6 protein-coding genes are annotated in these 16,529 nt (G+C 44.1%); 5 read left to right on the top strand and 1 reads right to left on the bottom strand.

The annotated features are described in order from the left end of the window. The first annotated feature begins 96 nt into the window (after positions 1–96). The 3 genes from H3S94_RS10600 (at position 97) to H3S94_RS10590 (ending at position 10,990) form a co-directional block, all read left to right on the top strand. Positions 97–7,194: a hypothetical protein gene (locus tag H3S94_RS10600; protein WP_198241029.1), complete on the top strand. Its 7,098-nt coding sequence runs from the start codon at positions 97–99 to the stop codon at positions 7,192–7,194. Positions 7,195–7,347: 153 nt separating this feature from the next. Continuing rightward, positions 7,348–9,618 carry an ATP-binding cassette domain-containing protein gene (locus H3S94_RS10595; RefSeq protein WP_198241027.1) on the top strand — a complete coding sequence of 757 codons (2,271 nt, stop codon included), beginning with the start codon at positions 7,348–7,350 and terminating at the stop codon, positions 9,616–9,618. Positions 9,619–10,318: 700 nt separating this feature from the next. Continuing rightward, positions 10,319–10,990 (top strand): hypothetical protein, encoded by a 672-nt coding sequence (locus H3S94_RS10590; protein ID WP_198241025.1) that lies wholly within the window; start codon positions 10,319–10,321, stop codon positions 10,988–10,990. 376 nt (positions 10,991–11,366) lie between these two features. Here H3S94_RS10590 and H3S94_RS10585 read toward each other — a convergent pair whose 3' ends face one another. Then, entirely contained in the window at positions 11,367–12,257 is an 891-nt protein-coding gene (locus tag H3S94_RS10585; protein ID WP_198241023.1) for a helix-turn-helix transcriptional regulator, read from the bottom strand. A 197-nt stretch (positions 12,258–12,454) separates the two neighbouring features. On the opposite strand from H3S94_RS10585, the gene H3S94_RS10580 reads away from it, so the two are divergent. Both H3S94_RS10580 and H3S94_RS10575 read left to right on the top strand, forming a co-directional pair. Beyond that, positions 12,455–14,620 (top strand): TonB-dependent siderophore receptor, encoded by a 2,166-nt coding sequence (locus H3S94_RS10580; protein ID WP_369805742.1) that lies wholly within the window; start codon positions 12,455–12,457, stop codon positions 14,618–14,620. Positions 14,621–14,732: 112 nt separating this feature from the next. Continuing rightward, positions 14,733–16,331 (top strand): alpha/beta hydrolase-fold protein, encoded by a 1,599-nt coding sequence (locus tag H3S94_RS10575; RefSeq protein WP_198241021.1) that lies wholly within the window; start codon positions 14,733–14,735, stop codon positions 16,329–16,331. Positions 16,332–16,529 lie beyond the last annotated feature (198 nt).

Genomic DNA, 16,529 nt, shown 5'->3' with positions numbered 1-16,529 from the left:
TGAGCTTGTTACAGAAGACGAATATTACTATATTTATAACGTTGTAAGTGTATCCCGAATTTCGAGGGTACTGAAAATCATAAGGGTTAAATCGCAATGAAACTACCTTTTCCACAGAAGGATGGCGTATCTGTTCTGGTTGATACTTATTCGGATAACGATATCCCGCTAGCCATTTCCCAGGTGGAAATTATCATTCGCGGGAGTGACGTTGTCATTCGTACGCAGGATGGTGCCGAACTGACATTGGTTCAGGCTGCGCAAATGTCGTCCATGCACGAAAATTTGTTCAATCTGACTTTTACCGACGGGACGGTTGTTTCATCGAATGAATTGTTCCAGCGCGCCGATCTGATTGAACCTGGCCCCGAACTGAGTGAAATTCGCGAAAAAAATGTCAAGGTTGACCCTAACGATCCTATAGTTGCGGTTGTCCAATCCGCTCCGGTCAATGAAACAACAGATTTCGATTCCGACGACACAACAGGTATCCTGAATGGCGGGGGAAAAGGCAACAGCGATGAACGTCTGTCTGTGGCTGATTTTCTGGGTAATCCGCCATCTGTGCTTGATGATACGGTAAGTTTTGTCCCGTCAACGACATCGGGAGGTAGCGTTCAGTTGCCAACCAACAGCCCGTCCGAGTCAATGCCCGCTCCGGTATTTCCAACCGCGCCGTCGGAACCGACAACGCCTGGCGATTCTGGTAATGGCAGTGGCGACGATCATGGTGGTGGCCACAATGGCGATAACGACGATAACCACGGGACTGGTGATAATGATGGTCCGACCGGCTTGTCATTTGTCGAGAAGGCTAATCTCTATCAGGTAAGCAGCACCAGAACGACTGTTAAAAATGATAACGGAACGGAATCGACCGTTTGGCATTTGGGGGGCGGGTCAACGGCTGCGCGTACGAACCCTGATCTCGGTGTTCAATATGGCGAACCTGCTATTCTTGATTTGCGTCACGAAGCCGATCAGGAAAAGGGATTTGTTATCCATGCCGATAATGGTGCTTTCAAATATGGTCAGGTCAACACAGAAAATAGTCCTAACAATCTGGATCGTCGTTTGGGGCGCATTGTTACTTTCGACCAGTTGGTGGGCGGGGAATCTGTTGCCGGTAAACGCATCAAGGATATAGCCGACATTCCTGATGGTATGACCATCATCTGGAAGGGAAGTCCTGAATATGCGGATTTCGTTGCCAAATATGGTATCGAGCTTAAAGATAACGAGATTTTCGTTAATTATAAAGGCAATGTCGATTATAACGGCAACAATATCAACATTACCTGGGTCGATGGTGAGGGTAAGGAAACCAAAGCCAAATCCGAATTTACCAACCAGTATTCCGGAGATAATCCGGATACTGTCATAAATGATAGCCATGCGATTGTTTTGCCGAAAACGCCGAACGCACGTGAAATTTATGGCGGCAGCGGAAACGATACGATTTATGCTTCGCAGTTCAACAACCATATCAAATATGATGGCGAAGGTGGCACAAACCGCCTGATCTTCGGTGATGATTATCCTGTAACAACACAGCAAGGTTCAAATAGATTACCGGGGCTGACATACGATGTTGCCAATAACAAGATTACCGATACCGGCAATGGCGATGTTGCCGAAATGCATAATTTTACCGAAATTGTCGGCACCAGGGGCGATGATCACTTTTTGATCGGCGACACAGCGGCTTCCTATTATTTTGACGGGCGTGATGGCAATAACATTTTCGACATGCAGATGACAAATCCGCAAAGCGGTGCCATTAACGGCTCGAGCGGTAATAACCGGTTATATGCAGGCGCAGGAGAAGACATCTACAATCTCGTTAATTCTTCGGGCAATAATACCATTGTCGATAGTGGTAAAGGAGACTCGAACGATAGCTATAATTTTGAATCTTCGACAGGCGAGAACAAGATTGCCGATTCCGGCGGTAGTGATTTCTACCACTTTGACAAGGCTATCAATCGCGTAGAAATTATTGATTCTGCAGCCGGTAACGACCAGTACCAATTCCACGAGATCAAAGACAATCATGTTACAATCAATGATCTCAATGATATCAATGATGGTACCAGTTTAAGTGGTAGCGATGTCTATGATTTTGCTACTTTGACTTCCGAGAAACCCGATGCGACTGACCATATCGAGAATTCCGAAGTTGATATTGTTGATGAAAATGGCAGCGATAAATATCAATTTGACCGCACAAAAGGTGGCTATGTCAGTATTCAAGACAAGGGGCCGATCAGCGATAAAGACGCAGCCCAGGACGAGTACCATTTTTCGGCTGCTGAAACAAAAGTCGATATTACCGATCAGGACGGTGCTGATAAATATACTTTCGATCATGCAAAGGCGGACGCGGACAACACAATCACGGTAACGGATAAAGGTACCGCCGATGACGCTTATTATTTCAATGATGTGACATCAGACAGTCTGGCTGAAGGCAAGGATCAGAATGTTTCGATCACGGATCAGGGCGGCAAGGACGAATATCACTTTGACAGGGTTCAAAGCAAAGTCCGCCTTGATGATCTTGGATCGGGCGACAACTATTTTACATTCCACGATGCTAAAAAATCCGATATTACGATTAACAGCCTCAATGACGGCATCTATCTTGGTGGCAACGACATTTATGACTTTGCAACGCTAAAGAACAATAACGAATCCGCCACTGACCATATTGAAGATACGACGGTTGCTATAGCCGATGAAAACGGCAATGATGCCTACAATTTCGATCGCACCAAAGGTGGTTCTGTAACCATCAAGGATACCGGTGCGGGAAGTGCTGACGACAGAACATTGGCGGCTGATGAATATCATTTTTCTGCTGCAAATACCAAAGTCGACATTGCCGACAAGGATGGTGCTGATAAATATGACTTCAGCAATACTATAACCAGCGGAAAAAATTCAAATACAATCACAATTAATGATACGAGTGACAGCAATTATAGCGACGACTATAATTTCGACGGAACCAAAGTCGCAACAGATAATGATTTTGTCACAGAAGATGGCAAGGCAAATATCGTCATTAACGACACAGACGGCACAGATCATTATCATTTCAATAATATCAACAGCAAGGTAATTATTAACGATCACGGAGCAGGTACTGACGATTACACGTTCCATGAGGCAACGAATTCGAGTATCGTTATTCACGATTATTACGATGACCATAGTAAAAAGCTAAATCTTGATAATGTTTATGATTTTGCCACTCATGCCAACAATGCCAGTGAAAAGCCGACAGACCATATCACCAATTCGGGCGTTTATATTATCGACGAGAGCGGAGCTGACCAATATTATTTTGAACGCACAGACGGCGGTTGGGTCACAATTGTAGATTCTGCAATTAGCAATGGATTCTCGACAGACAGGGATCAGTATTATTTCAATGACTCCCATACAAGGGTCGAAATTACCGATGGTGGTGGCGCGGATACATATAATTTTGACCGCGTAACGCTTGATTCGTATAATGTTATTCATATCAATGATCAAGGTGGGAGCAATTCGGGAAACGACACCTATAATTTTAATAATGTGAAAGCCGTAGACGCTATTTCGGGCGAGCCTCACATCAAGATTTCTGATGATAACGGTGGTGATAGATACAATTTCGATAATTTGGGTGATGCCAATGGGCCTGTTACGAGTGTTCAAATCAACGATAGCGGAAATACTGAAGATACTTACAATTTCCACAATGCAGTAAACGCACTGGTTAATATTACCGACAATGTCGGCACGTATAACGATGATGTTTACAACTTTGCAGGTAATTATGCCTCGGACACGGACCATATAACCAACACGACTGTCAATATTCAAGACGGGGTTGGCCAGGACACATATTACTTCAACCGCGCAGATCAATCAAATATCAATATTACCGATTATGCTGATTGGCAGGATAATTATTATTTCAACGATATCAATAATTCTACAGTCACAATTAATGATGGCGGTGGCAGGATGGGGCGGACCGGAGCAGATGTCTTCAACTTCAATCGTGCCCAAGGCGGTAGTGTAACGATAACAGATCAAAGCTATGCTACTCGTTATAACTTCATGAATGTAAATACCAAAGTCGATATTACCGATCAGCACGGTAGTGATACTTATAATTTTAAAAATTCAATAACGAGTGCTTCAAATACAATCACGATTCACGACACCAATGGTACTCTTTCAAACGATCAGGACAAAACTCCTGTTGACAGGTATGATTTTAGTGGAACGACATCGAACGGCTTTGCCAGCGATGACAATTATAATATTACTATAATTGACAAGGAAAAAGGACAGAATTTTTATAATTTTACTTCCGCTCAAACGAAAGTCTATATTCAAGAGAGTGGAAATCGTAACGATCAGTATAACTTTACGCAGGTTCACGATTCTATTGTGACAATAGATGATAGCAGTGCTTATAATGATCCTGGCGATCTTTATAACTTTGGCGACGGAACGTTTGACAACCGTATAAGAAACACCGTGGTCAATATCACGGATGGCGGCGAAGCTGACACCTATTCGTTCCAATATTCCGATTCCGGTCAGGCAGATGGTGAGCGGGGCGCTGTGACCATTAACGATAAAGGGGATGCTCTGGATGATCCGGCCCACCCCGGAAATGGGAGCACTCATGCTTTTTCTGTAAATGACACTTACCTCTTTTCCAATAGTCATTCGCAAACTGTTGATATTACTGATGCAAGAGGTTCCGAGACTTATGACTTCAAGGATACAACAATCGATAAAGTAACCATTACCGATAATGGCGACAATTTAACGAAAAATGGACTATGGGACATCGATAGTTACGATTTTACAAATTCGGCAAACAAAGAAACAATCATCACGGATACAACAGGCGTAAGCAATTACAAATTTTCCAATTCCGGATTTGTTAATAAGGACGGAGAGAATGTAACGGCATCGTCGACTGTCAAGATTATTGATGGCGACAGTTCTGATGTCTATGCATTTGACCACAGCAAAGGCGAGGTCAATATTATTGACGGTGGAGATAACGGTTCCACAGACGAACAGCGTATCCTGTACGATCAAAACGGCCATATTAGATATACACAGACGGACGCGGACGATTATGGCCAGATATATGTTCCTACAATGGGTGATTTTCACGCCCAAACACCCGATGATTTCAATTTCAGATATTCGTCGGCCAAGGTGAATATACAGGATGGTGTTTTTGCGAATGACAATTCGGGATTACCTGTCGATGATGGTAATTCTGATGGTAACTATTATTTCCAATATTCGTCCGGTGAAACAACAATTACCAATAAAGGCGGGTTGGATAAATATTACCTCGGCGGTTCTACCGGTAAAGTGACTGTCCATGGCGGAACCGGAACAGACATTCTTTATGTCGGCAAGGGATATCTCGTTTATGATGGTGGCACACGAACCGATGGCGGCAGGGAAAATGACTGGATTTCGTTCCAGGATGTTCTGGAAACCACCGACGCCAACGGTAATCCACTTGATAATAAAGTAGATCCGAATGACCGCACTGAAGGTATTTACGTCAATCTTGGTGCAAATGAACTAGGTTATGCTGACAATAATAAACACAATATACTGAGCCATGACGAACATGGTGCTGTACTTGCCGATGGTGCCGATAAAGGTCATGTAAGCAATGTTGAAAATGTTATTGGCACCAAGTTCAGTGATCTGATTTACGGCAATGACAAGGACAATTATTTTCTGGCAACCCAAGGTAATGATGAATATTACGGCGGTGAAGGTTCGGATACATATTATGTCGGTGCGCCGGATATGGGTGGACGCATCGAGGGAATGTTCATGAACCCCGATGGGACGCCTGACGATAATTCGGCAGATTATGCGCAAATGGCGGCGTGGGCGGATCGGTCAAATCTTACGGCCGGCAGAGATAATGTCATCATTGATCTTGACCACGGATATGCAAAGACTTTGTGGAAAGACGCACATAATGTCCAGTCCGAGGATAAATTGCATGATTTTGAAAATGCTTATGGCGCTTTATTATACAAAAACACAATTACCGGCAGATGGGGTACCGAGGGAAGACTTGTAGGTGGCTATAAAGAGGATGTATTTTATTCTGTTCAAAATTCGAGCAAGGACGGTATCAGTTATATTGATGGTAACGATACACGTGTTACACAGGCTCCGAAGAACGGGGCACAACTGACGGTTGATAATTTACGTTATGATTATGTAACCGATCATGGTGATTACATCCATGGTGTCTATGTAAAAATGGATGAAGGTTCATCCTATTCCGGCACAACGATAAAAGGCTATGACCGTAACGACCCCACGGTTGGAACGCAAGGAAAGGATATCTTCAAGAGTATCGGAATCATTTCCGGTACAAAAGAAGACGATGTATTCGAGGGAAGTGCAGCCGGTGGCCATTCCTTTGATGGTGTAGCCGGCAATGACAGGTTTATCAGTCATGGTGGTGTTAAAAGCATTTATACCAATGGTGCAATCCTCGACTATAGCCAGCTTACCGCAAGAGAGTATCTGGATGTCCTTATGAGAGATGACCAGAGTGGATATATCACTCGTGGTGGCGGAACCGAGAAGGATGAATTGGTTAACGTTAAATCCATTATCGGTACGGCTGGTGATGACCTCGTCCATTTCACAACCAATAGAGGAGTTCCTCAATCGTATTTTATCGGTTTTGACGGCGGTGACGGCATCGACTATATGGTAAAAAGGCAGGGTGCTCAGGGTGCCACAGGACCTCAGAGTTATGACATTGGCGGCGGCTTTAAAAATGTTGAAGGTTTCAGCTTTATTGATACCTATAAAGATACATTGAACGTCGACCTTGACGCTTTCTTCAAGGATTTCACAACCGGCACTGCCGATAGTGACGGTCATTATCATGCGAAGTTCTTCTTGAATGGTGATCCCAATAGCAGTGACTCGACTGCCGATATTTTTAACGCCATTGATAAAGCCGGCGGTTGGGATTGGCATAAAACCGCAGACGACAATCATGGTAACGAAACCTGGAGCGCACAAAAAGATGGTGTCGATACGGGCGATACAATTGAAGTTACAAGAGGAAGACAGGGCGATTCTCACCTGCAGGAATCCCACCCTTCAATTTCGTAAGCGGAATTGTAAGTTCCGTAACTGTAAATTCATTGTTGACTGCTTTTAAAATCTGGTATCCGTTTTGGAAAGTACTGCCGTTCAGGAAAAAACTGCCCGTTTTGGAAAGTGCTGCCGTTCAGGAAAGAACTGCCCCGTTTTGGAAAGAATTGAATGACTCCTTTGATCGACGCTCTGGAAACCGCGTGTAACAAAATACGCGGTTCTCTTCCCTTCCACTGGCAGCGCATACGCACATTGCCAATGTCGGGTGATGAAACCTTAATCAAGTTGGTCGAGCGTCAGCTAGGCGTACATATCGTACGGGTGAATAAACAATCGGCTTTGCAGATTGGTGGCGTTTATATTGTTGTTACCCCTGCCGGTAATTATCGCGCGGTAGAGGTTGCAAATGATGGTACCTTTGTTTTTCTGGATGAAGACAAACAAAAAAGCCACGAAGAGGAAACTGATAATATCGGTTCTGCCAGCGGTGCGGTGACAGTCAAAAGCAAAATCGAACCTTCTCTTGAACTTAAAAAACAGCCTTATGAAAATGGCGTAAAGCTGCAAGCCTCTGAAAAAACTGTGCATCCGGCCGAAGTTGTGAAACTCGATGCGCTTGCCAATACGAATGCCGGAACTGTTATAACTCCGGCTGGTGGTACAAACGCCGGAAAGCAGAAAAGCGCGGAAGAAAAAGCGCAAAAATTTACAGATCAATGTATTCCGCAATATCAGGTTTTCAAAGCAAGTCTTCTTGACAATTTCGATTTGCGCCGCCTCATTTCATCGGATCCCGTGGCGGTGTCCATTCTCTGGAAATTGCTTTTCGGCTCGATTTTTATCAACCTGATGATTGTCGTGACACCGCTTTATCTGAATGCAATTTATAGCCGCATTTTACCGGCCTATGCATCAGCCTCGTTATGGACTTTTTCGGTCGGTGTCGCATTGGCATTGATTGGCGAATTCCTGCTTCGTCGCGAGCGCCAGAAGCTCAACATCGCGCTTGTCCAACGCATCCATACAACGATAGAGCCGAATATTGTAAGGCGGCTTTTGCGCGTCAATGCCAGCCAGTCCAACAAATGGGGGGCTGCCCAGTTCCGCGCTCTCGATGATTGGAAAATAGTACGAAATTTTGCCTATATGGGACTAAATCTGAACGTCATTGATGTCCCGTTTATTTTGCTGTTCCTGCTGGTCATTGCTATTTTGGGGGAATGGGTGGTCGTTGTCCCGATATTCATCATCGCGGTCATATTTTGCGTGATGTATTATTATTGGCGGCTAGCCGAGTTGCAATTCAGCGAACGGCCACTCTATCGCGACCCTCCGAATATCATTGATATGATGGTTGCATCGATTATCGGCCGGCCGGATGTTGTGAGCGATCGCTATTTGGCCGATTCCGAGACCGATATAGAAGCATGGAAAAAACGTTATCAACGCAGCGCGGCATTCCAACGTTTGAATTATGCCATTAACGGCGCACAATTGGTGCTGATCGTTATTATGGCCTATTATCTGGTTCTTGCCGGTTCACTCAATCAGGGTGCAATATTCGCAGTTATTTTGCTTGCCGGCCGCATGTTGATGCCACTTTTTAGCACGTCGAGTATTGTTTATGATGCTTATGGCGCCCACCGCTCTTACACAAGGTTGAAAAAACTTATCACCGAAAGTTCCGACAATCAGGAACAGCCGATCTTTATTGAAAAATACGAAAATCTCAAAACGCCATTATGGGCAATTGAGCACGGAACTTTTGCCTATAACAATGAAAAAGTTATTCTGGACGATATTGATCTTGTCATACCGAAAGGCCAGAAAATTGCGCTTTTCGGACGTAACGGGAGCGGTAAAAGCACTTTGCTGAAATTGCTTGCCGGTTATCTGGCACTTGAAAAAGGCACGATTTCATTTTCCAAGCGACCGCTTCATGCAGGTGACGAATCCATAAAACATCTCATTCATTACGCATGGCAAGAACACGCCATGCTGACAAGTTCGGTTTATGAATTTTTGTGTCTGGAAGGCCGGCTCTCGCGCGAGGAATGCGAAAACATTCTCCATCAGCTTGATCTTGTGAGCGGTGAAATGAAAATTGCCGACAAACTTGAAGTGACATGGCGTGATGCCGGTTTCTATCCCAATCCTGCGCATCGACAAATGTTGGCCTCTGCCCGCCTTGCACTGACAAAACGCAAGATCTTTCTTCTTGACGAGCCGACCTCCCAATTGTCGCAAAAACAGGAGACACGCGTTGCCAATGTGCTGAAAAACATATTGCAGCCCGATACCACGATGGTTGTGTCGACAGATCGTTTCGAGATTCTGAATTTGACGGAACGCGTTATTGTTCTCGATCAGGGGCATATCCAGTTTGACGGGCCAACAAGCGAATTTCTGCGCCGTTCCGTTCGCCCGCGAAATGGCTGAAGGAAAATTAAGGGAATTGGTCTGAAAGGCTGCGGGCAAAATCTCCGGACGCGGCCATTAAAGCTTTTTGAACAAATGCAAATAAGTGTAATGGCAACGCACCGATAAATTGCATTCTAAAGTAAAATAATACCGTTTTTTAAAGGGTAGAAAACAGCAATATTTGTCGCATCATGAAGGGCGGGCTAATTTTAATTCCTTGCATGTTCTACTTTTTTCAAATCCGGTTTTTTAAACTCCGCATTGTCACTTTCAATGTTGCGGCAATTTCCAGGTGGCAAAAAGTGAATGGCCTGACATTTCCGATCAACCGACATTCCTTTTAAATAAAATGCCCCGATTTTGGATGATCGGGAACCGACACCACTCAAGAAAGCGGTTTTCAAAAAAACGGTTCTCAAAAAAACGGTCTCAAGAAAGCGGTACTCAAGAAAAATACGCGCCACGTGAGGCTTCTGTCTTGAAACCGGCAATCCGGAACCCCCATGAACAAACGTGCAAAAGCCGGTAACCAGCCTTACTTGCGGTGAAAAGCTGTGGTGTTTCAAAGCTTCATACAATTTTCAAAAAAGACATAAAATGGATATTGCTTTACTTCGGGCGCTGTAGAATAAATATTTCCATGTTGAAAATTTATTTTCCGTTTTTGGCGGAATAAATCGAAAATCGGGCCTTTGTGAATTATCGGGGAAAATGACTTATGATCGATCAATCTTTATTAGACGATGCGGTTAACTATTTCACAGAAATTGCAAACAGAATACAGAAATATTCCGGAAAAAACATACATGAAATCAATATCGAATTTACATATGAAGAGGTTCGTAAGCATATCAGTAAAGATCTTATCGCATCGAAAATAGAAGAGGAAATACATAAATATGTAGAAAATAAGATAAAAGACGGTTCTGAAGATAGATCGATAAGAAATATTTCGAGTAATTATAACGATCTGGAGGTTATATACGTTATTTCGACAGATAGTATATATAAAAGATATTTACATAAAATTTATTTGGAAGCAAAAGAAAGTAGAAATGGTTTTGTCTATTCCGGCTGTAATGAAAAAAATATGAATAATTCCTATACGAGTTCTTCGACACAGTCAAAGACGGCTTTATATGTAGGAAAAATTGACAAAAACATCGTAACCCGATTGGTTCAACAGCTCTATCAAGGTCACCCGCGAACTTCCAGCCTTCATATGGCCACTTGGCCATGGGATAGTCAACTTGCCGCCGACATTGACAAGGGAAAAATTTATGTCGAGCTTGATTTCTTTTCCGGAAAGCCGGATCGGGAACCGGTCGATTTTATTACAGGAAAACTCTGGGCTAAAAAAAAGCCGATGTTCGGCCTGAAAGCAAAATAATACCCCCTTGAGCCGGATATTAATGGCATAGCGGCATGTTGACCGAACCGCATTCGATTGATTGAACGCGGTTCGCCAAAGACCGGAATAGTCGTATATGATGATCGCTATACGATTATCCGTACTCGTTTTCTATAAAATTGGCAGTCATGGGCTATCAATATCTGCGGTTATTCGCATTCAGGGAGAATTTTTTTTTCAAACCCAATATCCGGATTTTTTATGTGCGGAGACCATGATATTTCTTCGTAATACAGACTTGCTTGAAACGTTGTGTTGACGAGAAGTACCGCAATATATTGGCGAGGAGCTTGCATATATTAACGGGGACGGCGGCAAAAGCCTTTCGGATGAATGTGTTCAATCAAAATTTCTGTCAGGGACGGGGATTTTTTAAACGGTGTTCTTTTGGAGCGATGCCATATTCGCGCCGATAGGCGGTCGCAAAATTCGACGGGTTATAATAGCCAACAAGGTAGCCGGCCTGTGAAACAGCCATGCCCTGCGTTTCCAGAAGAAATCGTGCTTTTTTCATGCGTTCCTTGCAAATGAAACCGGATATTGTCTCATCGTAGACAGTCTTGAAAGCGCGGTTTAACGTCGACATTGTTACGCCAAGCGCATTGGCTATCACAGTTGCTCGCAGCTCCTTCTCCAAATGCGACAAAATGTAATTCCGCGCATTTTGCGCTATGTCGAAATGGCTATAATTTATTGTCGGTTTTCCATCTTTGGACTGATGATCGTTGATATAAGACAAACAACTTTCATAAAGAACCTCCATGCCCATTTTACGCTCGTGTAATTTCAGCAATTCCTGAGAGATGTTGTCAGGCGGATTAAGAATCTGTCGCGCCGAATGCACGATTGTTGCATTCGGATAAAAACTATAATTTTGCAAATGTCCGGATAAGAACGGTTGAAGCGAACGCGCGGAGGGATCAAATTTTTCAAATATCCGTTCAATCCAGGTGCGTGGTGCCGAAACCATAACTTTTGTAAGATTTTCGCCAGTAACATTGAAAAAGCGGATATTGCAAAATTTTGCGATATTCAACAGAAATACTTTCGGCCTTATTCTTGGTTTGTCGCTTACACCCGGTGAAAAAAACTGCCCGTCAATTTCAAATGTCTGATGGCCGGAGAAAAACACCATTACCATGAATTTCGGCCATATTTCGTGAAAATCTTCGTCGTCAGAACAACCCGGTTCATTTTCTATGTGACCGACAAAAATATGTTCGGGAATTGTTCTGTTCGTTGTCATTTTGTTGCTGCCGCAAACGTATTTGCCCGTTTAGCAAAAGACTTTTTTGCCAATTTCTTCAAATTTACGCATATACATGAGAAAGTCAATCAAGTTTTAATCAAGCAATCGGCCATTCGCGGGGTAGCAAAGCCATGGTTCATTCAATTGTCCCGAACAACCGCAATTCTTTTATATGCTCGTCAAAAGCAAATTTTGTGACAGGTGTTTTGGCGATATTGTTGTCTTCGACCATGTCGGGTTCGGCCGATGCCGGAGAAAAACACGATGACGAGGTTTTACAGACTGTTGTCGTCGATAGAGATAAGGAAAAAGGCGATGGTCCGGTCATCGGTTATGCCGCCAAACAGAGCTTTACGGCAACCAAAACCGATACGCCGATTGCCAAAACGCCCCAATCCATTGCCGTTGTAACCAAACAGCAAATGGAAGACCAGCATGTGCAATCGGTTGCAGAAAGTTTGCGCTATACGCCGGGTGTTTTTACGGAATATCGTGGCGCATCCAATCTGCGCGACGAAATGTTTGTGCGTGGCTTTTCCTATGTACCGATTTATCTTGATGGACTTCTCCTTTCAGGAGATGCTTCCTACGCGCAAATCAATCCCTATCTGTTGGAACGCGTTGAACTGATATCGGGTCCCAATTCTGTATTATACGGGCAAACCAATCCCGGAGGAATTGTCAATGCCGTTTCCAAACGACCTCAAGAGACACCATTTCATGAAGTGGAACTATCGACCGGCAATCGCAACCAATACGGTCTGTCCTTCGATATAAGCGAGAATATAGCGGGGCGAAACGACTTTTTCTACCGGATTGTCGGAACCGGCATAAGCACCGATTTGCAGGAACAATTTGCGCGCAAAAAAGGTTATGCTTTTGCTCCGTCTTTATCCTGGTCACCGGATAAAACAACAAAACTCACTCTTTTGACCGGTTATCAAAAAGAACCGAAAGCCGGATATCGCAATTTCCTTGATGCCGATGGTACGGTAAGGCCGATTGTCGGCTTCGGACATGTTCCGCGTGATTTCTTTGTATCCGATCCCCATTTTGAACGCTTTAAACGTGAACAGGAGTGGGTAGGGGGCGAATTTTCCCATGTTTTCGACAATGGTTTAACCTTTCGCCAAAAAATGCGTTATCATGAAGTGGATATGCAGCAAGCAACACTGACATGGGGAGCTGGCACGAAAGATCCTGATACCGGTTATAATACGCTCATTTCCCGTATCGCCTCGGATGGAGAAGACATCTGGAAACAATTTGCCAGTGACAGTCAGTTGGAAGCAAAATTCGACACCGGAGCGGTGAACCACACTGTCCTTGCAGGCGTTGATACGCGTACCCGAAAACGTGATTATTTGTGGAAACGTGACCGCCATGTTCCGTCCATTTCGCTTGAAAATCCCGTTTATGGCGGTTTCGACTTCGATAGTCTGGAACTGCCATTATCCAGTCGCGAAATTCTGGATGCAAAACAGACAGGAACCTATGTTCAGGAACAGGCTTCATTAGGCAGGCTTAACCTCATGGGTGGCATTCGTCATGATTGGGCAGATACCAATCTTGACGATCGTTATAATTCAATGCGTTATCGCTATAAGGATAAAGCGACAACGTGGCGTGCGGGGGCACTTTATGCTTTTGATAACGGCATAGCGCCTTACATAAGTTACGCTACGTCTTTTGAACCTGCATTACAGGCACCGGTTGCCGGCGATAGTGCATTTGATCCGGTTACTGCCCGTCAGATAGAGGCAGGTGTCAAATATAGCCCATTGGCGGAGCGCCTTATTTTAACAGCCGCCTATTATGATCTTGTACAAAAAAATGTTGTGGAGGGAAAATGGGATCCTTCAATTGCCGATACAACTTATCAACAGATCGGAAAAATTCATAATAAAGGGGTCGAGCTTTCAGCGCGAGGTGAAGTTACACGGTCAATTTCGCTCATCGGTGCTTATTCCTATATCGATTCGACCATTGAAGATACGATTATCACGACAGAGCTTGATAAAACTCCCTCGCGTATTCCCGCACACCAATTTTCTATTTGGGGGGTATATGATTTTCTCGCCGGCAGGGTCGAGGGATTAAAGCTTGGCGGTGGATTGCGCTATCTCGGTACAAGTTGGGGTGATAATGCCAACAGTTTTAAAGTCCCTGATGTGACATTGGTCGACGCAATGCTCGGTTATGACTTCGGCGCAGCAAGAAAAGATTTAGAGGGACTATCCCTGCAAATCAACGTGAAAAATATTGCCGATAAACGGTTTGTTGCTTCTTGCGCAAATGCTTATGCATGCTTTTATGGTGATGGTCGCATCATTCAGGCATCGCTAAAAAAGACATGGTAAGACAATGTTGAAACATGTTTTTTCGAGAACGCCGGCTGTCACTATTCATCTTTTTGTTCTTTCAGCTATGTCTATGCCAATTCTATTTTTTCCGATATTCGTATCGTTCATAATGATAAGTTTGCAAACAGGAAGCGCAAATGAACGCACCATCCATCAAGCATCCGAAAGGTGTTATAATGCAGCCAAAGGAAAAACACGATTTGTTTTGCTCAATCATGGGAAAAGCCGGTTTTTCAATGGCGTAATAAATGCTCCTCAGGGGCTTTACAGCGTTGATCTTGTGGAACAAAACGGTGCTCATTCCAGACACTTTTTTCATCAAAAAACCGGTGAAAACCGGTTCCGTTTCAAGGCAACGAAAACACAACGTCTGAAACTCGAATTCGGCAAGGCCGGTCGTTATTGCCTGAAACTCGAAAACCCCGATATAGATCATCAAAAATCGACACCAGCTCCGGTTGAAGATTTTTTAAGCCCGACCTTGCAACAATTGGCAAAAACCGGATTCCAACCGGACGAAATCCGGATATTCTGGGAAAAAATTGTGAAAGCGGGTACGCCTCTTATTGAAAAAAGTGAAGGTAATGAACGGATTATCACTTTTCTCCAAAGAGGTGCAAAGCAAAATGTCTTTCTCTTGGGAGCACCTTCCGGCGATCATGAAAAACTCGTTCGCTTGGGGACAACAGACATATGGTATAAGAGTTTCAAAGTTCCTTCGGATACGCGCTTCAGCTATCAACTGGCGGTCGATGTTCCGGAAATAAAAGGAACGCCGCAAGAAAAACGCATGGCCATTTCCTATACGGTAAAAGCCGATCCGCTCAATTTAAAACTTTACCCCGTCGATGCGCCTGATCCTTATAATCAGGAGTCGGTTGTCGAACTTGAAAATGCACCGGCACAAAATTGGATACCGGCACAGTCCCGCCTTGTAAGTTCCGATAATAGGAAAGTTACAACCGAGAATTTCTATATTTCCAGTTTAAAGCTTGGTAATCGCCATAAGATTACGCTCTACAAGACCAAAGGCGTAACAAAGAGAGGGGTAGGAAAAAACGGAATTGAACCCGTTGTGCTTTTTGTTTTTGACGGCGAAGAGTATCAGACAAGAGTTCCGCTTCCCGCTATTCTTGATAAAATGGTTGAAGCGCAGGTCATCGCCCCGACCATTGCAGTTTTCATTCATAATATTGACCGTAAAAGCCGTATGCAAGAATTGCCCGGCAATCCTGATTTTGCCGATTTTCTGGCGTTTGAATTGCTGCCTGAAATTGAAAGAAGAATGGCACGAAAATTTCCTCCGTCACGGATCGTTCTGGCGGGATCAAGTTTTGGCGGACTTGCCGCAATGACTGTTGCATTGCGCCATCCGGATAAATTCGGCCATGTTCTTTCTATGTCCGGATCGTTCTGGTGGTCGCCTGAAAATGGTGCCTCTGAAAGAGAAGATTATGTGTCACGGGTCGTTGCAATGATGCCTTCGCCGCCGTTAAGTGTGTTTTTGTCGGTAGGTGTTTTCGAGGGCGGCCATAGTGGCGGGCAACGATCATTGCTCGATGCCAATCGCCACCTTTTCGAGGTGCTCCTCGCCAAGCAGGTTCCGGTTGTTTATCGCGAATATTCCGGTGGTCATGATTATATTGTTTGGCAGGGAGCCATTTCCGACGGTCTTATGGCTCTTTTCCCTGAAATTTTGCCGCAGTAGGATTCCGACCGATATAGCAATTTGAAAAGACTATTTTCGCATTCATGTTTCAGGAAAATTTCGTTGAAGTCTTTTCGCTTCAATTTTTGTGAAGCGTCGCTATCAATGGCGGGTGAAATTTTGATCGCGCGATAAACATCCTCTAAAACCTTCAAAAATTGAATATTTCAGGCAAATATGCTAAAGATTTGGGGCAAA

It is taken from the genome of Bartonella sp. B10834G3 (genome assembly GCF_016102505.1).
GTDB classification, from domain to species: Bacteria; Pseudomonadota; Alphaproteobacteria; order Rhizobiales; family Rhizobiaceae; genus Bartonella; species Bartonella choladocola.
Note: the sequence above shows the minus strand (reverse complement) of the source record. Positions and strands in the feature narration are given on the sequence as shown.